The organism is Bradyrhizobium sp. USDA 327 (genome assembly GCF_041262065.1).
Taxonomy (GTDB): domain Bacteria; phylum Pseudomonadota; class Alphaproteobacteria; order Rhizobiales; family Xanthobacteraceae; genus Bradyrhizobium; species Bradyrhizobium liaoningense.
Window position 1 is genome coordinate 1,246,479 of the sequence record NZ_JBGCCW010000001.1, and the last position, 22,455, is coordinate 1,268,933.

Annotated in this window: 23 protein-coding genes; 12 read left to right on the forward strand and 11 right to left on the reverse strand. The window is 65.2% G+C overall.

Annotated features, from left to right (window positions below; translation table 11 throughout):
• Window positions 1–61: 61 nt before the first annotated feature.
• Together ABIA42_RS05695 and ABIA42_RS05700 are read right to left on the reverse strand one after the other, a co-directional pair.
• On the reverse strand, window positions 62–1,255 hold the full coding sequence (locus ABIA42_RS05695) for a M20/M25/M40 family metallo-hydrolase (RefSeq protein WP_370114998.1): 1,194 nt from the start codon (window positions 1,253–1,255) through the stop codon (window positions 62–64).
• A gap of 33 nt (window positions 1,256–1,288) precedes the next feature.
• Entirely contained in the window at window positions 1,289–2,533 is a 1,245-nt protein-coding gene (locus tag ABIA42_RS05700) for an MFS transporter (RefSeq protein WP_370114996.1), read from the reverse strand.
• 112 nt (window positions 2,534–2,645) lie between these two features.
• Here ABIA42_RS05700 and ABIA42_RS05705 point away from each other — a divergent pair, with 112 nt between their 5' ends.
• Both ABIA42_RS05705 and ABIA42_RS05710 read left to right on the forward strand, forming a co-directional pair.
• A complete protein-coding gene (locus tag ABIA42_RS05705) occupies window positions 2,646–2,789 on the forward strand; it encodes a hypothetical protein (protein ID WP_370114994.1) in 144 nt (47 codons plus the stop codon).
• 471 nt (window positions 2,790–3,260) lie between these two features.
• Window positions 3,261–3,443, forward strand: coding sequence for a hypothetical protein (locus ABIA42_RS05710; protein ID WP_239622074.1), 183 nt, complete (start codon window positions 3,261–3,263; stop codon window positions 3,441–3,443).
• 60 nt (window positions 3,444–3,503) lie between these two features.
• Here ABIA42_RS05710 and ABIA42_RS05715 read toward each other — a convergent pair whose 3' ends face one another.
• Both ABIA42_RS05715 and ABIA42_RS05720 read right to left on the reverse strand, forming a co-directional pair.
• Window positions 3,504–3,779, reverse strand: a complete 276-nt coding sequence (locus ABIA42_RS05715; RefSeq protein ID WP_370114992.1) for an HGGxSTG domain-containing protein — start codon at window positions 3,777–3,779, stop codon at window positions 3,504–3,506.
• Window positions 3,776–4,423: a hypothetical protein gene (locus ABIA42_RS05720; RefSeq protein ID WP_370114990.1), complete on the reverse strand. Its 648-nt coding sequence runs from the start codon at window positions 4,421–4,423 to the stop codon at window positions 3,776–3,778. The genes ABIA42_RS05715 and ABIA42_RS05720 overlap by 4 nt, the downstream gene beginning before the upstream one ends.
• 450 nt (window positions 4,424–4,873) lie before the next feature.
• Between ABIA42_RS05720 and ABIA42_RS05725 the strand changes: the two genes are divergently transcribed.
• Complete coding sequence (locus tag ABIA42_RS05725) at window positions 4,874–5,857, forward strand: Bug family tripartite tricarboxylate transporter substrate binding protein (protein ID WP_370114988.1); 984 nt, start codon at window positions 4,874–4,876, stop codon at window positions 5,855–5,857.
• Between the two features lie 20 nt (window positions 5,858–5,877).
• Here ABIA42_RS05725 and ABIA42_RS05730 read toward each other — a convergent pair whose 3' ends face one another.
• Together ABIA42_RS05730 and ABIA42_RS05735 are read right to left on the reverse strand one after the other, a co-directional pair.
• Window positions 5,878–6,339 carry an NUDIX domain-containing protein gene (locus ABIA42_RS05730; protein WP_370114986.1) on the reverse strand — a complete coding sequence of 154 codons (462 nt, stop codon included), beginning with the start codon at window positions 6,337–6,339 and terminating at the stop codon, window positions 5,878–5,880.
• A gap of 145 nt (window positions 6,340–6,484) precedes the next feature.
• Window positions 6,485–7,447, reverse strand: coding sequence for a lytic transglycosylase domain-containing protein (locus ABIA42_RS05735; protein WP_271530086.1), 963 nt, complete (start codon window positions 7,445–7,447; stop codon window positions 6,485–6,487).
• 181 nt (window positions 7,448–7,628) lie between these two features.
• Here ABIA42_RS05735 and ABIA42_RS05740 point away from each other — a divergent pair, with 181 nt between their 5' ends.
• Window positions 7,629–8,660 (forward strand): L,D-transpeptidase family protein, encoded by a 1,032-nt coding sequence (locus ABIA42_RS05740; protein WP_370123635.1) that lies wholly within the window; start codon window positions 7,629–7,631, stop codon window positions 8,658–8,660.
• Here ABIA42_RS05740 and ABIA42_RS05745 read toward each other — a convergent pair.
• The 3 genes from ABIA42_RS05745 to ABIA42_RS05755 form a co-directional block, all read right to left on the reverse strand.
• Window positions 8,657–8,932 (reverse strand): hypothetical protein, encoded by a 276-nt coding sequence (locus ABIA42_RS05745; RefSeq protein WP_370114984.1) that lies wholly within the window; start codon window positions 8,930–8,932, stop codon window positions 8,657–8,659. The two genes, ABIA42_RS05740 and ABIA42_RS05745, sit on opposite strands and share 4 nt — an antisense overlap.
• 78 nt (window positions 8,933–9,010) lie before the next feature.
• Entirely contained in the window at window positions 9,011–9,868 is an 858-nt protein-coding gene (locus ABIA42_RS05750; RefSeq protein ID WP_370114982.1) for a VOC family protein, read from the reverse strand.
• A gap of 143 nt (window positions 9,869–10,011) precedes the next feature.
• The gene (locus tag ABIA42_RS05755) at window positions 10,012–11,214 is read right to left on the reverse strand and encodes a urate hydroxylase PuuD (protein WP_370114980.1); all 1,203 of its coding nucleotides are present in this window, start codon (window positions 11,212–11,214) and stop codon (window positions 10,012–10,014) included.
• Between the two features lie 226 nt (window positions 11,215–11,440).
• On the opposite strand from ABIA42_RS05755, the gene ABIA42_RS05760 reads away from it, so the two are divergent.
• Window positions 11,441–12,778, forward strand: coding sequence for a sorbosone dehydrogenase family protein (locus tag ABIA42_RS05760; RefSeq protein WP_370114978.1), 1,338 nt, complete (start codon window positions 11,441–11,443; stop codon window positions 12,776–12,778).
• Window positions 12,779–12,826: 48 nt separating this feature from the next.
• Here the strand turns inward: ABIA42_RS05760 and ABIA42_RS05765 are convergent, their stop codons facing one another.
• On the reverse strand, window positions 12,827–13,627 hold the full coding sequence (locus ABIA42_RS05765; RefSeq protein WP_370114976.1) for an SDR family NAD(P)-dependent oxidoreductase: 801 nt from the start codon (window positions 13,625–13,627) through the stop codon (window positions 12,827–12,829).
• A gap of 256 nt (window positions 13,628–13,883) precedes the next feature.
• Between ABIA42_RS05765 and ABIA42_RS05770 the strand changes: the two genes are divergently transcribed.
• Genes ABIA42_RS05770 through cyoD form a run of 4 tightly spaced genes read left to right on the forward strand, consistent with a single transcriptional unit; the run spans window position 13,884 to window position 17,731 of the window.
• Complete coding sequence (locus tag ABIA42_RS05770) at window positions 13,884–14,717, forward strand: cytochrome ubiquinol oxidase subunit II (protein ID WP_370114974.1); 834 nt, start codon at window positions 13,884–13,886, stop codon at window positions 14,715–14,717.
• Window positions 14,707–16,707, forward strand: coding sequence for a cytochrome o ubiquinol oxidase subunit I (cyoB, locus tag ABIA42_RS05775; RefSeq protein ID WP_370123632.1), 2,001 nt, complete (start codon window positions 14,707–14,709; stop codon window positions 16,705–16,707). Before ABIA42_RS05770 ends, cyoB begins: the two co-directional genes overlap by 11 nt.
• Window positions 16,707–17,348: a cytochrome (ubi)quinol oxidase subunit III gene (locus ABIA42_RS05780; protein ID WP_271530078.1), complete on the forward strand. Its 642-nt coding sequence runs from the start codon at window positions 16,707–16,709 to the stop codon at window positions 17,346–17,348. The genes cyoB and ABIA42_RS05780 overlap by 1 nt, the downstream gene beginning before the upstream one ends.
• The gene (gene cyoD, locus ABIA42_RS05785; RefSeq protein ID WP_271530077.1) at window positions 17,345–17,731 is read left to right on the forward strand and encodes a cytochrome o ubiquinol oxidase subunit IV; all 387 of its coding nucleotides are present in this window, start codon (window positions 17,345–17,347) and stop codon (window positions 17,729–17,731) included. The genes ABIA42_RS05780 and cyoD overlap by 4 nt, the downstream gene beginning before the upstream one ends.
• A 313-nt stretch (window positions 17,732–18,044) precedes the next feature.
• On the opposite strand, the gene ABIA42_RS05790 is transcribed toward cyoD, so the two are convergent.
• Window positions 18,045–18,833, reverse strand: coding sequence for a thermonuclease family protein (locus tag ABIA42_RS05790; RefSeq protein WP_271530076.1), 789 nt, complete (start codon window positions 18,831–18,833; stop codon window positions 18,045–18,047).
• A 200-nt stretch (window positions 18,834–19,033) separates the two neighbouring features.
• Here ABIA42_RS05790 and ABIA42_RS05795 point away from each other — a divergent pair, with 200 nt between their 5' ends.
• The 3 genes from ABIA42_RS05795 to ABIA42_RS05805 all read left to right on the forward strand — a co-directional run bounded on the left by ABIA42_RS05795 (window position 19,034) and on the right by ABIA42_RS05805 (window position 22,442).
• Window positions 19,034–20,632 carry a GMC family oxidoreductase gene (locus tag ABIA42_RS05795; protein WP_370114971.1) on the forward strand — a complete coding sequence of 533 codons (1,599 nt, stop codon included), beginning with the start codon at window positions 19,034–19,036 and terminating at the stop codon, window positions 20,630–20,632.
• Between the two features lie 220 nt (window positions 20,633–20,852).
• The gene (locus tag ABIA42_RS05800; RefSeq protein WP_370114969.1) at window positions 20,853–21,299 is read left to right on the forward strand and encodes a hypothetical protein; all 447 of its coding nucleotides are present in this window, start codon (window positions 20,853–20,855) and stop codon (window positions 21,297–21,299) included.
• Window positions 21,300–21,422: 123 nt separating this feature from the next.
• Window positions 21,423–22,442, forward strand: coding sequence for a S1C family serine protease (locus ABIA42_RS05805; protein ID WP_370114967.1), 1,020 nt, complete (start codon window positions 21,423–21,425; stop codon window positions 22,440–22,442).
• Window positions 22,443–22,455: the final 13 nt, after the last annotated feature.

The window sequence follows — 22,455 nt, forward strand, 5'->3', positions numbered from 1 at the left end:
CTTTTTCTTGCAGGCTAGGACGATGTGCGAGGCCCGGCAAGCGCGCGTCGCGCAAGGCAGCTTATCGCATCGTCGCGAGTTGCACCGCCAGCGCGCAGGCGCGGTCATATTCGTCGAGATTGATCCATTCGTCGACCGTGTGCGCCTCGTTCTGCCCCGCACCGAAGGTCACGGTCGGAATGCCGTGGCGGACCATCCAATTGGCGTCGAGGCCGCCATTGGCGGTGCGGACGTTCGGCGTACCGCCGACCGCGGACACGGCCTCGACAGCGCGCTTGATGACGGGTTGGCTGTCCTTCATGCGGAACGGGTAATAGTCCGTCTCCGCCTTGAACTTGACCTTGCCGGACTTGCCTTGCGCGTTGGTGACCTTCTTGGCCGCCTTCTCGAACGCGGCCTTGTAGGCCCTGGTGATCTCCTTGAAGAACTTGCCGTCATGGCTGCGGCTCTCGCCGCGCACATGCACGTAGTCGGTGACGACATTGGTGGCGTCGCCCGCCGGGCGGCCCTCGCCGCCGGTGACCGGGCCGACATTGCTGGTGCCCTGCCGCTTGCCCTTCACCACCTTGCCGAACCAGCCGCCGGCTTTCACGTCCGCAAGCGCGAGCGCCATGATCATGGTCGAGGAGATACCGCGCTCCGGCGCGACGCCGGCATGCGAAGCGCGGCCGAAGATCTCGACGCTCCAGCGATCGGCGCCGACGGCACCGATGACGACGTTGGAGGCGGAGCCGCCGTCATAGTTGAAGGCCATCACCGGCGAGCCGAGCTCGTCCAGCCTGACGTGGCGCGCGCCATAGAGCCCGCTTTCCTCGCGCACACAGAACAGCAGCGTGATCGGCGGGTGATCGAGCTTCTGCCTGGCAAGCTCGGCGGCCAGCGTCACCAGCACGCCGCAGCCGCAGCGGTTGTCGCCGCCGAGCGCGGTCCTGGCTTCGTTGACGATCTTGCGTCCCGACTTCTTCGGCTTCGCGCCGGCGCAGAGCGGCACGGTGTCCATGTGGGTCATGAACATGATGCGGGGCTGGTTGTGCAGCGCGCCGCGGCCGGGCAGGTCGACGATGAGGTTGCCGGTCTCGGTCGGCACGGGAATGCGGGTATTGGCGTCGTCGAGCCGGATCGCCTTCGCCGGCACGCCGGCCTCCTTCAGCGCGGCGGCAAGCTCGCGCCCGATCGCCGCCTCCTGTCCAGTCACGCCCTCGACGGCGAGGAAGCGCATGAGGCGGTCGGTGGCGGCCTTGGTGTCGACGGGCATGAGTGATTCCTTTGGCGAGCGGGGCGCGTCATCCTATGGGCCCCGCGAGGTGTAAGCCAAGAAGATCAGCACACCCAAGGCCAGCATGGCAGCCATGAACAGCAGCACCGCCGGCAAGCCCGCGAGCGCCGCCACCGCGCCGGTGACCGACTGCATCAGCGCCGCGCCGAGGAAGAAGGCGAGGTTGACGGCCGCGAGGGCCTTGCCCGCGACTTGCGCGTCCACCAGCTGCCTGGACATGCCGAACAGCAGCGGCTGGGCGGAGGTCGCAAGCCCGATCAGCACGAACAGCACGAGGTCGTATTGCGGCGGCATCACGGGCAGGCCGAACAGTGTGGAGACCGCATGATGCGGCGCGCCCAACGCCATCAGCGCCAGCAGCACCGCCCCGGCCATATGCGAGCCCGCCACCAGCGCGCGGCGGCGACCGAGCCTGCGGTCGATCATGCCGATGCACAGGGGGCCCGCGATCATCGCCAGTGTGAACGCGCCGAGCTGGTTGCCGGCCTCGACCCGCGAAAGTCCCTTGACGTCCATCAGCCACGGTCCGCCCCACAGGCCGCGCAGCACCAGCGAGGTCGCCAGCGACACCAGCGCCAGCGCGATCAGCCCGCGCAGCGGGCGCGAGAGGCCGAGCCTGAGCACTTCGATCATCTGTGTCAGCGGCGAGGACTCGTCCTTGTGCTCGGCCGGCTGATGCGGGACCAGCGCGAACACCGCAAGCGCCACCGCGATTCCGCCAATCGCGGACATCCAGAATCCGGCGCGCCAGCCGTAAGCGTCCACCACGAAAGCGAGCGGGCTCGACGACAGCAGCATGCCGATATTGCCGATCGAGAGGATCGCGCCCGACCACAGCCCGAACCGCGTCGCCGACAATTGCTTGGCCGCCAGCGTCATCGGGCACATCAGCATGCCCGAGGTGGCAACGCCCAGCAGCAGCTGCCCGACGGCAAAGCTTTCCGGCCCCGTCGCAAACCCCGACGCGACCGCGCCGAACACGGTCCCCGCGAGCAGGCTCAGCGACACCGGCCGCACGCCGAACCGGTCCATCGCCGCCCCGACCGGGATCTGCGCCGCCGCAAAGGCGAAAGGATAGATCGACGTGAGGCTCGCCAGCGCCTGCGGCTCCATGTGGAAATCCGCCGCCATCAGGTCGAGGCTCACGGCCGGAATGGTGCGCAGCAAGGTCGAGAGCATGTGCCCGCAGGCGAGCGCCACCAGCGCGAAGATCAGCACGCGGGTGGTTGTGCCCGCGTCGTTGGCGGCAGTGGTCATGAGCGTCCCGTCCCGAGATGGTTTTGGATGGGGTTACATGATGGCGAGGCGGGCGCCAATGGTGGGAGCGGGACCCCCTCATTCCGATTTGTGGGCCTCTCGGGATCGCCGCATGAAAGACCAGATTCGGGCAGCCGGCGATCAGCTCGTGAGGCGGCTCGCCGAGAGCGGACAAGGAGCATTCCTGCTTCTCTCCGGGATCGGCTCGGCCGGTGTCTGGTTGCGCCGCTATTGTGCCGCGACGACAGGGAGGTGAGGCCTTCCGGCCGGCGGACGATAGGAACAAAAAAGACATCATCGCGCTTACCCCGGTCAGGAGGCCTGCTCATGCTGTGCTCGAGACCGCCGCGGCCCATTCGCACGACGCTCGATCTTGCGAATGCGGAGCAGGTAAAGTCCGTCCGAAGACGGCTTGGCATCTCCGATACCGATTTGGCCAGGATCGTTGACAAGATCGGTAACTCTCTGGCCGCCATAGAAAAGGAAGTGGAGCTCGAAAGGCTGGCCATTCAGCAGTGTAATTCCAAGAACGCGCCCGCGAGCCCCGAATAGATTCAACTCGTCCTCTTGGGAAGGAGAATTGCAATGAACGGCCTGATTTATCTCATAGGACTAGTCGTTGTGATCGCGGCCGTTCTTTCGTTCTTTGGCTTGCGATGACCGTCTCCGTTCTGCACGCTGACGCACCGCCGATCAGGTGAAGCAGTCTGCGATTCGCGAGCCGCAGATGGTTGATGCGCACCAGGTCAACACCATCATCGCAACGACGGTTTGCGCCTTCTTCAAGGAACATCCCGACGCTAAGATCGGAATTGAAGAAGCGAAGCTGCTGGCGAAGCAGATCGCTGATGCGCTGAACGAGGCCGGGCTGCAGATTGCTGCCGTCGATCCTGAGAGCTCGACGCGCTAGCTCTGCAGCGGGCGATCGGATGATTTATCTCGATCAAGTCGCCACGTCGCTTCTCCGCCGTCAGCCTGACTTGATCTCGGCCAACAGCTTCTGCGTCTCGCCCAGCAACTCGCGTATGGCCCGCCGTTCCGCAATCCCATCCTGGGCGAACACGCCGTGCTTCCGCGCATTCTGATTCCCTATTGGCGCGCCTGATCTCCACGCGCCGCCGTGCATACGGCAGCGGGGCCTGCCGTGCACCGCCGGCGCGCGGCAGGCGGTGCCGTTGCGCGTCGCGGCCCCGCAGCGTGGGCTTGTCATCATCGCGCCGGTGTTGCGGATGTGATTGCCGCTCACGGGACATTGCCCCGGCTGGCGAGGGTCTGTTCGCGCTCGCCGGCTTGGGACGGGATCTGTCCCGCCTCCGTTGCGGTGCCGGGCTCGCCTACGATCAGATGCGCATGCTGCGTGACGTTGCCCATGATTGCGCTGCCGCCATCCTGCACCGACAAATTCTGCACCGTGATCGGACGCTCGCCGTTGCCGCGGTGGCGGTTGAGGGTCTCCATCTGGGCAGCGAAGGTGCGTGCCAGCCGGGTCAATGTGCGGGTGATGCCTTCCTGCTGCGAGAGGTCTTCGGTGCAGGCGAGGCGGCAGGCAGACCGCATTGTGGCAACGTGAACGGACACCATCTGCGCCACCAGCATGGCTTCGAGCGAATCCCTCGGCGCGATGCTCTTCATCATCGAGATCATGAAGGCAAGATTGGGTTCGTCGGGCTTCTGCAGGACCACGCTGGCCTTCATCAGCTGCTTCAGGATGCCGTGCAGCGCGTCGTGATCGACGGCACCGAGCGCGTCGGCCAGCAGGCGCTCGCCGGCCTGCGCGTCGGGATGCTGGATCACGATGCGCCGTCGGCTGAGCTTGATCCGTGGGCTCGGCCTGCCGCCATCGCATTTGGTGACGGGCGTCGTGCTGTTGCGTGTCAGGGCTGTCGTCATGTCGATATGTCCTTGGGCCCCGCGGCAGGGGCGAGGAGGCTCGCTGGGCGAGGCCGACCCGCGCAGCTGCCGTGCGGCGGTTGCGATTTTTCAGATGTCGATGAAGGGCTTGGGCGCGATCGGAGCGAAGCGCCATGGCCGGGCAGGCCGGGGTGCTCACGGTTATCGCGATGATGCCATTATGCCCCTGTTTTGCCCGACGAGTCAAAGTCGATTTCGTAACATCCGAAGTTCGCTGCCCAACGCAAGTCCTTGTTTCGACAGGGGCCGCCTACTGTGCATGGGGTTGTTTTCGCATTTTTTGTTTGGAAGGGGTCGTACGTGCCGTGCGGCGGAATGCCGGCGCCCGAACGCGATTGCGAAATCCGGCGTGGCCGCTATTCATGGTCCTCGAATGCGTCGCACGAACAAGCATGCACAAGCGGCGCTGTGAGGCCTGGGAGAGAACGAATGCAACGAACGGTCCGCCTGCTGGCAATCATCGCCGGATTGTGCGCTTCTGCGCTGTCGACGCAGGCCCTGGCTCAGAAATACCCGGTGCGGCCGGTCAAGGTCATGGTCGGCTTCAGCGCGGGCGGCCCGGTCGACGTGGTCGCGCGCATCATCGGCGATCGGCTCAGCAACAAGCTCGGGCAGCCCTTCGTGGTCGAGAACCGCGCCGGCGCCAACGGCATGATCGCCGCCGAAGGCGTCGCGCGCGCGGACGCGGACGGCTACACCATGCTCGCCTGCAACTCGTCCACGATCACGCTGAACAAGACGCTGTTCAAGGACGTCCGCTATGACCCGCAGGGAGACTTCGCGCCGCTGACCACCGTCGTCTCGGCGCCGCTCGTGCTCGTCGTCAATCCCGAGAATCCCAAGACGGCCGACATCAAGACCGTCGCCGATCTCGTCGCCGCGGCAAAGGCTGCGCCCGGGGCGCTCGCCTACGGCTCGGGCGGCAACGGCAATCTCGCCCATCTCGCCATGGAGCTGCTCGGCCAGAAGGCCGGTATCAAGATGATCCACGTGCCCTATCGCGGCGGTTCGGCCGCCGAGGTCGGCATCCTCGCGCAGGAGGTGCTGGCGGTGTTCGATCCGCTCTCCGCCGTGCCGCTGGTGAAGGCCGGCAAGCTGCGCGCGCTGGCGGTGTCGTCGGCCGAACGCTTGCCCGCGCTGCCTGATGTGCCGACCGTCGCGGAAGCCGGCTATCCCGGCTTCGACATCTCGTTCTGGGTCGGCTTCTTCATGCCGAAGGCGACGCCCGCGCCGATCCTGGAGACGCTGCACCGGGAGATCGTCACGGCTGCCAAGGATCCGGCGGTCGCGGAGAAGCTCGGCTCGCAGGGCGTCGTCAGCGTGCTCAGCCCGGCCGACTACGCCGCGAAGATCGCGAAGGAGACAAAGGATCTCGCCGAGGTCGTCGTGGCCGCGAACATCAAGGCGGAATAGGGCTCCGCTCGCGAGGCAGCCTATTCGCTGCCTGCCAGCTGCGCCAGCCGGTCAAGCAGCGGACGTTGTCCTGCGTTGATCCTCTCCTGCGCCGCTTCGAGCGTGAACCATGCGGCGCGGTCGACCTCCGGGAACGTCTGCCGCTTGCCGCTGCGAGGCGGCCATTCCATCTCGAACGTGTTGCTGCGAATGCTGGCCGTGTCGATGTCGAGCTCGGCCGCGAACGCGGTGACGACCTTCCCGCCGCGTTGCTTGACCTGACCCAGCGCCGTCAGCGGCACCGTCACCTCGAGGCCAAGCTCCTCGGCAAACTCCCGTCGCGCGGCGGCTTCCGCATCTTCTGCGTCCGCATACTCGCCCTTCGGAATCGACCACGCACCGAGATCCTTGTTGCGCCAGAACGGGCCCCCGGGATGAACGAGGAGAACCTCGATCTCCCCGCGCTTCCGATAGGCGATGATCCCGGCACTCTTCGATGGCATCTCAGGTTCCGCAGGAAAGAGGCGCGGCCTTCGCTCGGGAAGAAGAACCGAGCGTTTGGCGCATCGAGCCCCGTGAGCGTCGGGTGATCGAGTAGTCGCATGTCGGTCGGAAGCCGATCTATCAAGCGGCTTCTCCATCTTCGTGTCAAATCGCAGAGCGTTCCCGAGCGGCGATGCGAACGGCGCGCGCCTTCGCGCTCCTTCCGGCGGCGCGTGCCGCGATCAGGCTGCGCGCCTTGCCGTGGGCCGTGGCATTCTTCCGCAACAGGGTTGCGAACCGCTTGCGCGCCCGGCTCGTCGCCACCCGCGTGGCGAGCTGCTCGGCCTTGTGAATGATGCTCGCGACCGAAGGCGTCAGGTTGACCGGAACCCAGGCGACGTCCTTGGCCTTGGAGAGACTGCCGATGCCTTCGCACGGCGCTTCGCGCGGCAGGTCGATGCGGATCGCAAGCGCCTCGGAGCGTTCGATCCAGTCTTCGGCTTTGGTGCCGGTGATGATCCGGACATAGTCGCGCGTCTCGCGCGGCAGCTCGCTCTCTCTGGCAAGCCATTTCTGGATGCGGCCGGGACCTGCGTTGTAGGCGGCGGCAGCAAGGCCGAGATTGCCGAAATCGTCGCGAAGCTTGCGCAGGAATTTTGCCGATGCCGGCAGCGCCTTCATCGGATCGAAGGGGTCGTCGAGCCCGACCTCGGCGGCCGTCTCCGGCATGAACTGCGCGACGCCTTGCGCGCCGGCATGGCTGACCTCGTTGGACTTGAAGCGGCTCTCCTGCCAGAGCAGGCGGGCGAAGAAGGGCACCGGAATGCCGCTGGACTCGGCGGCTTCACGAAGCGCGTGACAGAATTGTTCGGTTGGTGAAACCGGAGCTTGTACCGCCGGCTCGGCCGCGCGCGGTGCCTCGATCACCTGCTCATAGGCCGCGTGCGCGTTCGCGAATTCGATGGCCTGCACGCTGGCGACGAAGAGTTCGACCACCGGAACAAGTGGCGAGGCATGATTGTTCTGAACAATGGTGGTGTGGAACGGTGATGCTTGCCGGGATGCCGACGGATCGAGGTCGCACATCAGAATCAGGAATGCGGCGCAAGCCGCGACGACAAATCGCATTTGCGGAGACAACCTCGAACTGTGGGATGAACGGTCGGCGATGCGCCGGCGACAAGGAGTTCTTAACCGTCCGATTGCGGCAAAGCTGCGATCTCGTCGGTTCCTTCGGTTACTACGGTGTTCCCGAAGGGAAACCCTCCATGGCCTTGCGGGCCGCTTGCGAGTGGGATGCGCGATGACGATGCGATCGATGCTGGGCGCGGTGGTTTCGCTGTGGTTCATCGGCCCGGCGCTCGCAGGCAATCTCGATCCGGGTGCGGTGAATGACGCTGCGCGCCCTGCGAAGCCGCCGGCCACCGACAAGATCAATCCAGCGGTGGTGAAGCTTCAGGTCCTGCTCGATCGTGCGCAATTCTCGCCTGGCGAGATTGACGGCAGGTTCGGCGAGAATGCGCAGAAGGCGCTCAAGGCATTCGCGGAGCAGAGCGGCATCGCATCCGACAAGACAATAGCGCCGGATCTCTGGGACAAGCTGACAGCGGCGAGCGAGGGTCCCATCGTCGCCGACTACAGGATCGCCGACACCGACGTAAGAGGCCCGTTCCTGAAGGAGTTGCCGGGCAAGCTCGATGACATGAAATCGCTGAAGGCGCTGAGCTACACCAGCCCTCTCGAAGGACTTGCCGAGAAATTCCACATGAGCGCGGATCTGCTCAGGGCGCTCAACCCGGGCAAGGCCTTCGACAAGGTGGGAGAGACGATCGTCGTTGCCAACGTTCCGGCACGGCGAGAGCTGCCGCGCATGGCCCGACTCGATGTCGACAAGACGAACGGGACATTGAAGGCGTTCGACGCAAGCGGCGCTCTGCTGGCGTTCTATCCGGCGTCAGTCGGCAGTCCGGATCGCCCGACGCCGACGGGGACGCTGAAGGTCACCGGCACACACGAGAATCCGACCTATCGCTACAATCCCGACTACAAGTTCAAGAGCGTCAGATCCAAACGGCCGTTCGACATCAAGCCGGGTCCGAACAATCCCGTCGGAGCGTACTGGATCGGCCTGTCGGCGCAGGGCTATGGCATCCACGGAACGGCAGAGCCCGACAAGGTCGGCAAGTCGGCGTCTCACGGCTGCGTCAGGCTGACCAATTGGGACGCTCGTGTGATCGGCGAGAACGTCAAGCGCGGCACGCCCGTTGTCTTCCTCGATGCGCCGACGGATACCTCCTCGGAGCAGCAGGGCGGGCCCGCGGCGAAGCGTGCCTCGAACTAGTCTTTGGGGAAATCCTTGCGCATGGCGATCTCGGCGGCATCGCCCGGCGACAGCACGGTCTGGTCGAAGGCCGGTTGTGGCGTCGTCATGATGTCGTAGAGCGAGATGCCTTTGATTGGCTTGCCCATGAGCTCGCGGACGCATTCGGCGAGCGTGCCGTTGTAGACGAGATAGGGTGGGCCGCGATCCTTCAGCCTCTCGCCCCTCAGCGACGGCCACTTCTTCAATTCGGCCGGCGCGTCATAGGCGATCGGCGATTCCTCTTTGAACATGCGTATGGTCCCGGCGACTTGGATTGCCGGGAATCCTAGGGCCGCCGGGGTAAACACCCGTTAAAGAATTAGTTCAAATCAGCCGGCAACGAAGGCGAGCAGGGTGCCGTTGGCCTTGGCCGGCGGCACGCAGATCGCATCGCCGCTGCGGACAGCGGCTGAACCCAGCGCCTTCCCGGTTGCCGCGAGATCGCCGCTGACCAGCACCAGCGCGGCACCGCCGCGCTCGGAGAGACCCGTCAGCGGCACGCCGGGATAGCGTTTGCCGAGCTGGTCCAGCGTCAGATAGACGAAGTCGGCGCGATCGCCGCCGGAAGGTACTGTGACCGCGCCGTCCGCCTCCGCGTGCGGCGCGCGGTCGATCAGACGACCGAGATGCGCAGCTTCCTGCGCCGGCTCGGGCGTTGCGATCAGCGCCTGCTTGATCCGCTTGGCCGCATTGGCGTGCTGCATCAGTTCGGGAATCCACACGGTCTCGCGCGTCTTGTGCTGGCACGCGAAGATGCGCACGCCGCCGGGCGCTTCCGCAGTCGGCCACATGAAGGTGCGGAATTTCGCCGCCGAGACCGTGCCGTCAGGCAGCGTCACCGGCCGCTCGAAATCGGTCGGGCCGATCGGCGCCAGGCCCCGTGCGCGGATCTCCTCCGCGCCGGCGGCGGAATCGACCGCAGTGAACGCGATGCGCTCGATGCCCTCTCCCTGCTTGTCGAGGAACGCGCGCGCCGGCGCGTTCTGCTCGGTCGCGGCGAGCACGCCGAGCAGCTCCATGTAGTCGGGATCGAACATGATGGTGTAGTTGCCGGTGCCCATATGCGCGCTGTGGGTGCCGCGCGGCGACACTGTGAAGCCGAGCTGCCGGTAGTTCTCGGCGGCCTTGTCGAGGTCCTTCACCATGACCACGGCGTGGTCGATACCGATGACGTTCTTGAGGGCCACTGTTCATTCCCCGATTGCAAACTGATCTTGCGCCGCGCCGGCGGCCACGGCTCCTGTCTACGCCGGTTAGGCGGTCAAGTCATTTTCAATTCAGCGGCAGATGCGGAATTTCATTCCGCGCAAGGCATCCTCGCGCGACGGCGTCAGCGCGCCTGCTCGATATAGGCGGCGATAAGCGCCCGCTCCTCGCTGGTCATCTCCGTGATGTTGCCCGGCGGCATGGCGTTCGACCAGGCGGCGACACGGCCGATCAGGCGGATGTTGCGATGGATGTGCTCGGGCGCGTCGAGCAGGACGCCTTTCGGGGCGGTCACGATGCCGGCCCAGGCCGGCTCGGCCGCGTGGCACATGCTGCAGCGGGACATCACGATCTCCTCGACATTGGCGAGCGTCGGCCGTGCCGCCAGCGCGCTTGTCCTGGCTTCGCGAGGGCCGGCCGCGGAGAGGAACAAGATCGCGACCACGCCGATTGCCGCCACGCCCCACGTCCACCACGGCGATCTGCGCCCCGCGTGTCGTTCGTTGAAGAAGTGGCGGATCACCGGCCCGAGCGCCAGGATGATCGCAACGATGATCCAGTTGAAGCGCGTGGCGTAGAGCAGGGGATAGTGGTTGCTGATCATCAGCACGACCACAGGGAGCGTCAGATAGTTGTTGTGGACCGACCGCTCCTTGCTGGCCTTGCCGAGCTTTGGATCGGGCGCCTCGCCCGCGATCAGGCTGGCCACGATCCTCTTCTGGTTCGGGATGATCAGCGCGAAGACGTTGGCGACCATGATCGTGCCGATGATCGCGCCGATCTGGTTGAAGGCGCCGCGGCCGCTCAGCACGTGGGTGAAGGCGTAAGTCAGCGCGACCAGGAACAGATAGCCGCCGATGGCGAAGGGCAATTCGTGCTGCGCAAGCCCGGTGCGACAGGCGGCTTCATAAAGCAGCCACGCGAGCGCGAGGCTGCAGAAGCTGAACAGCCCGGCCTGGAAGGGCGTGATGTCGAGGATCGCCCTGTCGACCAGGAACAGGTCGGCCTCGAGATAATACACCACCACCATCAGCGCGAAGCCGGACAGCCAGGTGGTGTAAGCCTCCCATTTGAACCAGGTCAGCTCGTCCGGCATCCGGCTTGGGGCCTCCAGATACTTCATGATCCGGTAGAAGCCGCCGCCATGAACCTGCCAGGCCTCGCCCTGCACGCCATCAGGCAGGTCGCCTGTCAGGTTGCTCCTGGGCTTGAGGCTGAGGTCGAGGGCGATGAAATAGAACGAACTTCCGATCCAGGCGATCGCCGCCACCACGTGCAGCCAGCGCAGCAGCAGGCTCGCCCATTCCGATATCACGGATCCCCACATGATCTTCCCATCAGTCGCGACGGCGATGTCGCAGCTTTCATGACCGCAACCGCACCCTTGCAATGTGTCGCATCTATCTGCGGTGTTTTCCAGTACGATGGGTGCACCGGATGCCTATCGTGCGGGCATGAGCCGGCGTCGAATGCGGCGGGTGTTTGACCTGCCGCAGAACGTTTGCGGATGAACGGCGTTGACGCTCGGTGCGTACAAGTGGGAGGAAGACGACGTGAAGAACAGGATTTCGTTCGCGGCAATATCCGCGGGGCTGCTGGTGGCGGTTGCAGCCGGCGCGCAGGCCGAGCCGGTGTTGCAGGGCAAGGACGCCTATGGCGACTGGCGGGCCGACAAGCCCGGCACGGTCAGGCTGATCCGGCCCCAGGATCTGGTAAGGCCCGGCGCCACGCGGTCGGTTGCGAGCTCGTCGCGCGTGGTGCCGCGTCCGCCGGAGGCCGCGCTCCAAGTGCCGGCCGGCTTCAAGATCGAGCTGTTCGCCGAAGGCCTGCGCGCGCCGCGCATCATACGCGTGGCCCCGAACGGCGACGTCTTCGTCGCGGAGACACGGGCCGGTAACATCCGCGTGTTGCGCGCCGGGGAGGGCGGCAAGGTCGCGACCAACGAGGTGTTCGCCGGCGGACTGCGGCAGCCGTTCGGCATCGCCTTCTTTCCGAACGGCGACAATCCGCAATGGGTCTATATCGCCAACACCGACGGCGTCGTCCGCTTTCCCTATCAGGCCGGCGATCTCAAGGCGCGCGGCAAGGCGGAGACGATCGTGGCAAGCCTGCCGCATGACGGCGGCCATTCCACACGCGATATCGCTTTCACGCTCGACAACAAGCGCATGCTGGTCTCGGTCGGTTCGCTCAGCAACGTCGCGGAGGGCATCGGTACTCCGCCGGGCGGATTGGAGGCGTGGTCGAAGGCGCAGCCGCTTGGCGCGGCCTGGGCGAGCGAAACCGAGCGCGCGACCGTGCTGGCCTTCAATCCTGACGGCAAGGAGCGGAAGATCTACGCCACCGGCCTCCGCAACTGCGTCGGCCTCGCAATCCAGCCGCAGACCGGTCTGCCCTGGTGCTCGACCAACGAGCGTGACGGCCTCGGCGACGATCTCGTCCCCGATTACGTGACCAGCGTGAAGGAGGGCGCGTTCTACGGCTGGCCGTGGTTCTACATCGGCGGCAACGAGGACCCGCGCCACGCCGGCGCGCGCCCGGACCTGAAGGACAAGGTGACGGTGCCCGACGTGCTGATCCAGCCGCACTCGGCCTCGCTCGGCATGACCTTCTATCAGGGCACGCAGTTTCCGTCCGAATACCAGGGCGACGCCTTCGCCGCCGAGCACGGCTCCTGGAACCGCTCGAAGCGCACCGGCTACAAGGTGATCCGCATCCGGATGAAAGACGGCAAGCCGACCGGGGAGTACGAGGATTTCGTCACGGGGTTCGTCGTGAGCGACTCGGAGGTCTGGGGCCGTCCGGTCGGCGTCGCCATGGCGAAGGATGGATCGCTGCTGGTGTCGGAGGACGGCAACGGCACGATCTGGCGGGTGACATATTCGCGGTGAGCGAGCATGCGTCGCCTCTCCCCGCAAGCGGGGAGAGGGAGAACGAACCTACCCCCGCCTCACGCTCGCGCCGCCATCCACCGGCAGCGTTACGCCGGTGATGAAGTTCGCCTCGTCCGACGCCAGAAACAGCGCGGCGTTGGCGACGTCCCATCCGGTGCCCATCTTCCTGCGCAGCGGCACCTTGCTGTCGCGTTCGGCTTCGACCTCGGCGCGGGTCTTGTGCCATTCGCGGGCCCGGGTGTCGACGGCCATCGGCGTGTTCATCAGGCCGGGCAGGATGACGTTGGCACGGATGCCGTATTCCGCGTTTTGATAGGCGAGCTGTTCGGTGAAGGCGATCATCGCGGATTTCGTAGCCTTGTAGGCGACATAGGGATACGTCGTGATCGCGGCCATCGAGGAGATGTTGATGATGGCGCCGCTTCGTTGAGCGCGCATGATCGGGATCACCTCCTTCGCGGCGAGTATGCAGCTCTTCAGATTGATGGCGACGACGCGGTCGAACGCCTCCTCGGTCAGTTGCAGCAGCTCGGCGTCGCCGCCGGACAGGCTGACGCCGACATTGTTGTGCAGCACGTCGATCCGGCCCCAGCGCGATTGCGCGTCGGCCACCATCGCCTTGATGTCGGCAGACTTGGTCACGTCGGCCTTGAAGGCCGCGGCCGTGCCGAGTTTCGCGGTGATCATCGCCACCGTTTCCTGCGCCGACTCCAGGTGATGGTCGACGCACAAGACCTTCGCGCCTTCGCGCGCGAAGGTGAGCGCGGTGGCGCGGCCGTTGCCCATGCCTTCGCCGGGACTTTGCCCGGCCCCGACGACGATCGCGACCTTGTCCTTCAAGCGCATCTCGGTTCACTCCCCGGCACGGGCACCGTTCGTCCCATTATTTTCGTGCAGATTAGCAATCGCCCCGTCCGGAGAGAAGGGCGTGGCGCCCGCGTGCATGTCATTGACATCACATGGAATTGCATGTTGCGGCGGGCCTGTCGCGTATGACTGAGCCTTGCAGTGCAGGAACCGTTCCGAGGTCGCAGCGTTTGCTGCCGGAGCCTTTCCCGCGCTAGGCTCGGTCCGGGGGCTCCCAACCGCCAGTGGCTTGCCGATGAATCTGCTCGATCCGCAAGGGCCCGTGGCTGCGGGCAACAGCACCATTCTGGTCGATTCCGTCTTCATCATGCTCGTGATCGTGGTGCCCACCATCATCGCGATCCTCGGCTTTGCTTTCTGGTTTCGCGCCTCGAATTCGAAAGCGCATTACCAGCCGCACTTCGTCTATTCCGGTCGCGTCGAAATGGTGGTGTGGTCGATCCCTGCACTCACGGTCATCCTGCTCGGCGGTGTCGCCTGGATCGGCTCGCACCAGCTCGATCCGGCCGCGCCCGTGCCGGGCACCGGAAGCCCGGTGCGGATCCAGGCCGTGTCGCTCGACTGGAAATGGCTGTTCATCTATCCGGACCAGCGCATCGCCACCATCAACACGTTGACGGTGCCTGCGGGCGCCGAGCTGAATTTCCAGCTGACATCGTCGAGCGTGATGAACACGTTCTTCATCCCGCAGCTTGGCAGCATGATCTACACCATGAACGGCATGGTGACGAAGCTCAACCTGCGCGCCGACAATGAAGGCAAGCTCCAGGGCCTGTCCGCGCATTTCTCCGGCGATGGGTTCCCCGACATGATGTTCGACGTCAACGTCGTCTCGCCGCTCGCCTTTCCGGAATGGGTGGCGAATACCGCCAAGACGGATGCAGTTCTGAACGCGGACAGCTACAAGAAGCTGATGCAGCAGGGCATCGAGAAGGGCCGGCCTGTCTACCGCCTGGACGATCCACGGCTGTTCGACCTGATCGCGACCCAGCACATTCCGCCGGGGCCAGGGCCGGAGCTCGCATCCGAAGCAGGCCGGTCGCACAGTGGAGGCCATGATGCTCGGTAAGCTCGATTGGTCGGCCATTCCGCTTGATCAACCGATTCCGCTCGTCGCCGGCGCGGTGGTGCTGGTCGCAATCCTCGGCGTCTTGACGTGGGTCGTGGCGAAGGGGCATCTGCCCTATCTCTGGAGCGAATGGATCACCAGCGTCGATCACAAGCGCATCGGCGTCATGTATATCCTGCTCGCTTCGGTGATGCTGCTGCGCGGCGGCAGCGACGCCATCATGATGCGGATCCAGCAGGCGGTCGCCTATCAGTCGCAGGGCTATCTGCCGCCGGAGCACTACAACCAGATCTTCTCCGCGCATGGCACCATCATGATCTTCTTCGTGGCGATGCCCTTCGTGATCGGGCTGATGAACCTCGTCGTGCCGCTTCAGCTCGGCGTGCGCGACGTCGCGTTTCCGACGCTCAATTCGGTCGGCTTCTGGCTGACCGCGACCGGGGCGCTGCTGGTCAATGTCTCGCTCGTGGTCGGGGAGTTCGCGCGCACCGGCTGGCTCGCCTTTCCGCCGCTGTCGGGGCTTGTCTACTCGCCCGGTGTCGGCGTCGACTATTACGCCTGGTCATTGCAGATCTCCGGCGTCGGGACTCTGGTCGCCGGCATCAATCTCGTCACGACCGTGCTGAAGCTGCGCACGAAGGGCATGAACTATCTGCGCATGCCGATGTTCTGCTGGACCACGCTGGCCTCGAACCTTCTTATCGTCGCGGCCTTTCCGATCCTCACCGCCACGCTCGCGATGCTGCTGCTGGACCGCTATCTCGGCTTCCACTTCTTCACCAACGAGGCCGGCGGCAACGTCATGATGTTCATGAACCTGATCTGGGCCTGGGGCCATCCCGAGGTCTACATCCTGGTGCTGCCCGCCTTCGGCATCTTCTCGGAGGTGGTCTCGACCTTCTCCGGCAAGGCGCTGTTCGGCTATCGCTCCATGGTGCTCGCGACCATGGCAATCTGCGTCGTTTCCTTCATGGTCTGGCTGCATCATTTCTTCACGATGGGGGCGGGGCCCGACGTCAATGCCATCTTCGGCATCGCCAGCATGATCATTGCGATACCGACCGGCGTGAAGATCTACAACTGGCTGTTCACGATGTATGGCGGTCGCATCCGTTTTGCGACGCCGATGTTGTGGTCGGTCGGCTTCATGGTCACCTTCATCATCGGCGGATTGACGGGCGTCCTCGTCGCGGTGCCGCCGGCCGACTTCATGCTCCACAACAGCATGTTCCTGGTCGCGCACTTCCACAACGTCATCATCGGTGGCGTGCTGTTCGGCGCCTTCGCCGGCTTCGAATACTGGTTTCCGAAGGCGTTCGGTTTCCGCCTCGACGAGCGCTGGGGCAAGGCCGCGTTCTGGTTCACCTTCCTCGGCTTCTACGTCACCTTCATGCCCCTCTACATCGCCGGCATGCTCGGCATGACCCGCCGCATGCAGCATTACGACGTCGCGGCCTGGCGGCCCTGGATGATCGTTGCGGCGGTCGGTATGGCCGTGCTGACGATCGGCGTGATCTGCCAGATCGTGCAGCTCGTGGTCAGCATCCGCAATCGCGAGGCATTGCGCGATCGCACCGGCGATCCCTGGGACGGGCGCTCGCTGGAATGGGCGACCTCGTCGCCGCCGCCGGTATTCAACTTCGCCTTCAATCCCGATGTGCGCGGCGAGGACGCCTATTGGGAGATGAAGGTCCACGCCCGGCAGCAATCGCTCGAGCACGAAGAGCCCGAATATCAGGACATCGAGATGCCCCGCAATTCGCCGACCGGATTCGTCTGCGCGTTCTTCGCCACCATCATGGGCTTCGCGCTGATCTGGCACATCTGGTGGATGGTGATCCTGGGCGGCATCGGCGCGTTCGCGACTTTCGTCGTGTCCGCCTGGCGCGACCATGACGAGTACGTCATTCCTGCCGAGGAGGTCGCCCGCATCGACCGCATCAACGTCGATGAGCGGCGCGGCCTCGTCAGCATGGCGGGAGCGGTCTGATGGCGATGACCGCGACTGCCGACCACGCCCGGGCCGATCCCCATCACATCGGCGTCGTCATCGAGCATCCCGGGCCAGCGCCGAAGCGGATCGTGACCGCCTACGGCTTCTGGATCTTCCTGCTCTCCGACATCGTGATGTTCTCCTGCTTCTTCGCGGCCTATGCGGTGCTGTCCGGCCAGACTGCCGGCGGCCCCAAGGGTGCGGAGATCTTCGATCAGAGGAATGTCGCGATCGAGACGGTCTGCCTGCTGCTCTCGAGCTTCACCTGCGGCATGGCCAGCATCGCCGCCGACGTGCGCAACCGGTTCTGGTTCTATCTCGGCATGACCGTGACCTGCGTGCTCGGGCTGATATTTCTCGTCCTCGAGTTCCGCGAATTCGCCGATCTCGTCGCCCGCGGCTACGGTCCGTCGCGTAGCGCGTTCCTGACCGCGTTCTTCTCGCTGGTCGGCTGCCACGGGCTGCACGTCTCCGCCGGCGTGCTGTGGCTGCTCACCATGATGGCCCAGGTTTTCGCAAAGGGCTTTCGTGCCGACATCCTGCGCCGGATGACGTGCTTTGCGCTGTTCTGGCACGCGCTCGACATCATCTGGGTCGCGGTGTTCTCGGTCGTTTACCTGCTCGGGAGTGCGCCATGAGCGAGCAGACGCATGGGGTGGTCAAACACGACCTCGCACCGGGCGAGGAAGAGCAGCATAGTGTCGGCGCGAGGATTCTCGGTTACGTCGTCGGGCTCGTGCTCGCGCTGCTGCTTACGGCGACCTCGTTCTTCATCGCCGGCACCGATCTGGTCTGGCAGCCCTCGATTCCCGTCGCGCTGATCGTGCTTGCGATCGCACAGATGGGTGTGCATCTCGTATTTTTCCTGCACATCACCACGGGCCCCGACAATACCAACAACGTGCTGGCGCTCGCCTTCGGCCTGCTGGTCGTCTTCCTGGTGGTGGGCGGGACGGTCTGGATCATGGCGCATCTCAACGCGAACATGCCGCCGATGGACCAGATCATGCGGATGCAGTGATCGCGCGCAACGATCGCATCAAGGCGTCACGGTGCATCCGGAGCGCTGACGTTGCGTCATGGCTCGTTGCGGGCACGACGCCTCGGCTTGCACAGCGGCGCACAGAAAAGAACGGCCGCTTGCTTGTGACAAGCGGCCAAGTCTAGGGAGGAAACGCCCGAGCAAAGACAATCGGGCCGGAGCCGGATTGTTGCCAAGGAAACGCTCGCGCAAGGCGCTCGCGTAGGCTTACCAATGCAGCAACTGCCGATGAAGTTCAATTCCGGATCAATACGTACCCGGAATACTACTCACGGGTGCGGAACCCGCTTATTCACTTTGGCCGGCGGCAATTATAGGCCTTGCGGAAGCCGGCCGCCTGGGCGTCGTCCTCCGAGCAGAACCAGCGGTCCGGTTTGGTGGTCGCGGGATAGCTCGGGCAACCGCGCAAATGATAGATGCCGATATTGCCGGTGACGCGGGCGCGCACCGCAAGCTTGCCCTTGATGCTGCAGCTGGGCGGCATCGTCAGTTCCTCCGGAAACAGCACGGCGCGAATCTCCTTGTCGCGGTCGGGCCGGCAGGCGGCGCCCAGGAGTGTGCCGTCCTTCTTGCCGGCGCGGAAATCTTGCGGTGCAACAAAACAGCCCTTCCAGATCCCGGCGGCGGCTGTCTTGGCTTCGGCCGCAGCGGCCTTGACGTTGGCCTTGATCGGCTCCCGGGCGACGGCAAAGCCGAGCCTGACCAGCTGTTCGTTCAAGGTCGACTTGTCGCCCTCGGCCGTGCAGATCGCCCGGTGTCGCTTGCCGAAGCTCTTTTCCGGCCCGACATCGTCGCAGCGCACCACGCGTCCCTTGATGAGCTTCGTGAGCTGATCGCGGGCCTCGATACCGCAGGTCCAGGCATCGGCGTGATCGTCGATGCAGACCTGGTCCAGCTCGGGCGCATCGACGCCGTCCAGCCGATACGTCACGTCGCCAAGCTGGATGGAGTTGCCGTCGCGGGCCGTGGCGGCGCCGGTCAGCGCCGAGGCAGGGGAGGAGGTGCCCAGAAATCCGGACAAGGCGAAAAACGAAACGAGCGCAAAAGCGCGGGCGCTGGCAAAGTAAAATCGGAAGGACATACGGTCTCGCTATCGATGGCTCGTGCGTCTCGTTCCTAGCATCGGGATGTGGCGATACCAATGGTCTGCACCCCGCGAAGTGCGACATTCCGGCCTCGCGGCTTTACTCGGCCGTCGCTCTGACCCTATCGTTCGCCGGCCTCGCCGAGCGCGAAAGGCCGAATCGCCCGGGAAGCGGCGAGGGGGAGGAAAAGCTTGCGATGAAAGACCCCGTGGACGTCCTGATCATCGGCGCCGGCGCTTCCGGCGCGGCGGTGGCGTGGTCGCTGGCCGAGACCAAGATGCACATCCTCTGCCTGGAGCAGGGCGGCTGGATGAATCCGGCGGAATATCCCAGCACCGGCCGGGATTGGGAGGCCAAATTCTACGGCGAGTGGTCGTCGAGCCCCAACGTCCGCGGCCGGCCCGAGGACTACCCGATCAACGACGACAACTCCCCGATCAAGGTCGTCAACTACAATGCGGTCGGCGGCTCGACGGTGATGTACACCGCGCATTGGCCGCGGCTGCATCCCTCCGATTTCAAGGTGAAGACGCTGGACGGCGTCGCCGACGACTGGCCGATCGACTACGACGCGCTGACCCCGTTCTTCGAAGAGAACGACCGCATGATGGGGACGTCCGGCCTGTCAGGCGATCCACTCTCGCCGTTGACGCATCCGCCGATGCCGCAACAGCCGCTCGGATTGTCCGGCGCCATCATCGGCAAGGCCATGAACAAGCTCGGCTGGCACTGGTGGCCGTCGGACACGACAGTCGCGACCATGGACTATGAGGGCCGGGCGCGCTGCATCAACCTCGGCCATTGCACGCCGGCCTGCGCGCAAGGCGCAAAGTCCTCCACCGACATCACCTATTGGCCGCATGCGATCCGCGCCGGCGTCGAGCTGCGCACCCATTGCCGCGTGCGGGAGATCACCACCGACGAGAACGGCATGGCTTCGGGGGTCGTCTATTACGATAAGGACGGCGTCGAGCAGTTTCAGCCCGCGCATGTTGTCATCATCGCCTGCAACGGCGTGGGCACGCCGCGCCTGCTTTTGAACTCGGCCTCGGGGCGCTTTCCCAACGGGCTTGCAAATTCGTCCGGCCTCGTCGGCAAGAACCTGATGTTCCATCCCTATGCTCAAATCTACGGATTTGTGAAGGAGCCGACCGACAGCAATCGCGCGCCGCCGACCTGCCTGTGGAGCAAGGAGTTTTACGACACTGACCCGTCGCGCGGCTTCGTGCGCGGCTACGGCATCCAGTTCGGCCGTGGCGCGGGGCCGGTGTTCGAGGCGGTGGCGAGCGAGCAGAAGGGCATTCTGCCATGGGGCGCCGACCATCATCGCGTATTCCGTAAGCTCAACGGTCATCGGCTCGCGGTGTCGGCAATCTGCGAGGATCTACCCGAGGAGCACAACCGCGTCACGCTCGATCCCGTGCTGAAGGACAGTCACGGCATCCCCGCGCCGAAGGTCGACTATACCATCAGCGAGAACAGCCGGAAAATGATGGAGCACGGGCTGGCGCGCGGCCGGGAGATTCTCGAGACCGCCGGCGCGACCGACATCTGCATCAACAATCCGATCCCCTGGGGCGGCTGGCATCTGCTCGGCACCGCGCGGATGGGCACCGATCCAGAACGTTCCGTGGTCAACGAATGGGGCCGCTCGCACGACGTGAAGAACCTCTTCATCGTCGACGGCAGCATCTTCGTCACCTCGGGCGGCGTGAACCCGACGTCGACCATCCAGGCCCTCGCGCTCTACATCGCCGACCAGATGAAGCAGCGCCTCGCCAATTTGTTCGATTGAGAATGATGATGTTCAGACCCAGCCACGCGCTTGCTGCACCTCTCCCGCCTGCGGGAGAGGTCGGCGCGTCCGGGCGATGCGAAGCATCGTCCCGCGCGCCGGGTGAGGGTTTTCTCCTCTGGGGGAGCCCCTCTGTGGAGACACCCTCTCCCCAACCCTCCCCCGCAGGCGGGGGAGGGAGCAGACCTTCATCGCCGCACGAGATTTGGAAGAGAACACAATGTCTGATCAACTCTCTCTGACGCTGCGGCAGCGTGACGACCTCCGCACCATCGCCGGGATGATCATTCCGGCGAGCGAGGAATACCGTGTGCCCGGCGCCGATGACGACATCATCCAGGCCGACATTCTCGCAACGCTCGGCCGCGACACCGAACAGGTCGTGACGGCGCTGGATCACCTGTCGCGGCTCGCCGGCATGCCGCTGGCCGATCTCGAGCCCGCCGCGCGCGACGGCGTCGCCCAGCAGTTCCGCAACTCCGGCGTCGCCGCCGCAACGCTCGTCCGCGTGGTCCTGCAATGCTACTACCGCGACGACCGCGTGCTGCGCTCGCTCGGGCTGGAGCTGCGCGCGCCGTTCCCCAAGGGGCACGTGCTCCCGGATGGGGACTGGTCGCTGCTCGACCCGGTCAAGGCAAGAGGAGGCTCTCTGAGGCGGGCCCGCTAGCAGCCCCGCCTTCGTAGCCCGGCGTTCGTAGCCCGGCCTTGGCAGCCCAGCCTTGCGTCCCGAGCGGGCACTTGCGCGAGCGGGAGCAGGCCACCATCTGTGTGAGCCTCAAGGACTCTTGCCATGCTGGACTTCACCTCAGACATCGTCGATGACGCGCCGTCATCGCGAACGACAACATTTGCCCCTGTGGACGACGGGGCCCTGCTGGACGCCTATTCCAATGCCGTGATCGACGTGACCGACCGTGTCGGTCCCGCGGTCGTGCGCGTCGAGACCGGGCCGAAGGTGCCGAACGGCCGCGAGCGCGGCGGGCTCGGCTCGGGCATCGTGATCTCGCCCGATGGGCTCGTCCTCACCAACAGCCATGTGGTCGGCAGTTCGAAGGAAATTCGGCTGCGCGACGTCGAGGGCCATGTCGGCGACGCGCAGGTGCTCGGCGTCGATCCCGACACCGATCTTGCGCTGCTGCGCGCCAACGGCGCGCGCCACTTGCCTTATGCCGCGTTAGGTAACTCCAAGATCCTGCGCCGCGGCCAGCTGGTGATCGCGATCGGCAATCCGCTCGGCTTCGAATCGACCGTGACCGCCGGCGTCGTGTCGGCGCTCGGGCGCTCGATCCGCTCGGTGAGCGGGCGCACCATCGAGGACGTGATCCAGACCGATGCCGCGCTCAACCCCGGCAATTCGGGTGGCCCGCTGGTGTCGTCGAATGCCGAGGTCATCGGCATCAACACCGCCATCATCAACGGCGCGCAAGGCATCTGCTTTGCGGTCGCCAGCAATACCGCGCAATTCGTGCTGTCGGAGATCATCCGCCACGGCTATGTCCGCCGCGCCTATATCGGTGTTGCCGGCCAGACCGCGCCGGTCCCGCGGCGGCATGCGGTGCTGGCCGGCGTCGAGAACAAGATGGGCGCGCTCTTGATGCAGATCGAGCCGGATGGACCCGCGGCCAAGGCGGGCCTGTTGCCCGGCGACGTCGTGATCAGGCTCGACGGCGTCGAGATTAACGGCGTCGATGATCTGATCCGCGTGCTCGACCGCGACCGGATCGGCCGGCGGCTCGCCATGGACGTGCTGCGGCTCGGCCGCCTGCGAGCGATCGATATCGATCCGATCGAGCGCAAGAAGGCGCGCTAGCGCTCGGGCGCCT

Bases quoted from the DNA above. Each gene is read 5' to 3' on its own strand.
- ABIA42_RS05800 (WP_370114969.1), top strand. From the start codon at position 20,853: ATGTCTGATCAACTCTCTCTGACGCTGCGGCAGCGTGACGACCTCCGC.
- ABIA42_RS05740 (WP_370123635.1), top strand. From the start codon at position 7,629: ATGCGATCGATGCTGGGCGCGGTGGTTTCGCTGTGGTTCATCGGCCCG.
- ABIA42_RS05745 (WP_370114984.1), bottom strand. From the start codon at position 8,932: ATGTTCAAAGAGGAATCGCCGATCGCCTATGACGCGCCGGCCGAATTG.
- ABIA42_RS05705 (WP_370114994.1), top strand. From the start codon at position 2,646: ATGAAAGACCAGATTCGGGCAGCCGGCGATCAGCTCGTGAGGCGGCTC.
- ABIA42_RS05755 (WP_370114980.1), bottom strand. From the start codon at position 11,214: ATGTGGGGATCCGTGATATCGGAATGGGCGAGCCTGCTGCTGCGCTGG.
- ABIA42_RS05735 (WP_271530086.1), bottom strand. From the start codon at position 7,447: ATGCGATTTGTCGTCGCGGCTTGCGCCGCATTCCTGATTCTGATGTGC.
- ABIA42_RS05770 (WP_370114974.1), top strand. From the start codon at position 13,884: ATGAATCTGCTCGATCCGCAAGGGCCCGTGGCTGCGGGCAACAGCACC.
- ABIA42_RS05720 (WP_370114990.1), bottom strand. From the start codon at position 4,423: ATGACGACAGCCCTGACACGCAACAGCACGACGCCCGTCACCAAATGC.
- ABIA42_RS05795 (WP_370114971.1), top strand. From the start codon at position 19,034: ATGAAAGACCCCGTGGACGTCCTGATCATCGGCGCCGGCGCTTCCGGC.
- ABIA42_RS05700 (WP_370114996.1), bottom strand. From the start codon at position 2,533: ATGACCACTGCCGCCAACGACGCGGGCACAACCACCCGCGTGCTGATC.
- ABIA42_RS05695 (WP_370114998.1), bottom strand. From the start codon at position 1,255: ATGCCCGTCGACACCAAGGCCGCCACCGACCGCCTCATGCGCTTCCTC.
- cyoB (WP_370123632.1), top strand. From the start codon at position 14,707: ATGCTCGGTAAGCTCGATTGGTCGGCCATTCCGCTTGATCAACCGATT.
- ABIA42_RS05730 (WP_370114986.1), bottom strand. From the start codon at position 6,339: ATGCCATCGAAGAGTGCCGGGATCATCGCCTATCGGAAGCGCGGGGAG.
- cyoD (WP_271530077.1), top strand. From the start codon at position 17,345: ATGAGCGAGCAGACGCATGGGGTGGTCAAACACGACCTCGCACCGGGC.
- ABIA42_RS05765 (WP_370114976.1), bottom strand. From the start codon at position 13,627: ATGCGCTTGAAGGACAAGGTCGCGATCGTCGTCGGGGCCGGGCAAAGT.
- ABIA42_RS05790 (WP_271530076.1), bottom strand. From the start codon at position 18,833: ATGTCCTTCCGATTTTACTTTGCCAGCGCCCGCGCTTTTGCGCTCGTT.
- ABIA42_RS05780 (WP_271530078.1), top strand. From the start codon at position 16,707: ATGGCGATGACCGCGACTGCCGACCACGCCCGGGCCGATCCCCATCAC.
- ABIA42_RS05725 (WP_370114988.1), top strand. From the start codon at position 4,874: ATGCAACGAACGGTCCGCCTGCTGGCAATCATCGCCGGATTGTGCGCT.
- ABIA42_RS05805 (WP_370114967.1), top strand. From the start codon at position 21,423: ATGCTGGACTTCACCTCAGACATCGTCGATGACGCGCCGTCATCGCGA.
- ABIA42_RS05710 (WP_239622074.1), top strand. From the start codon at position 3,261: ATGGTTGATGCGCACCAGGTCAACACCATCATCGCAACGACGGTTTGC.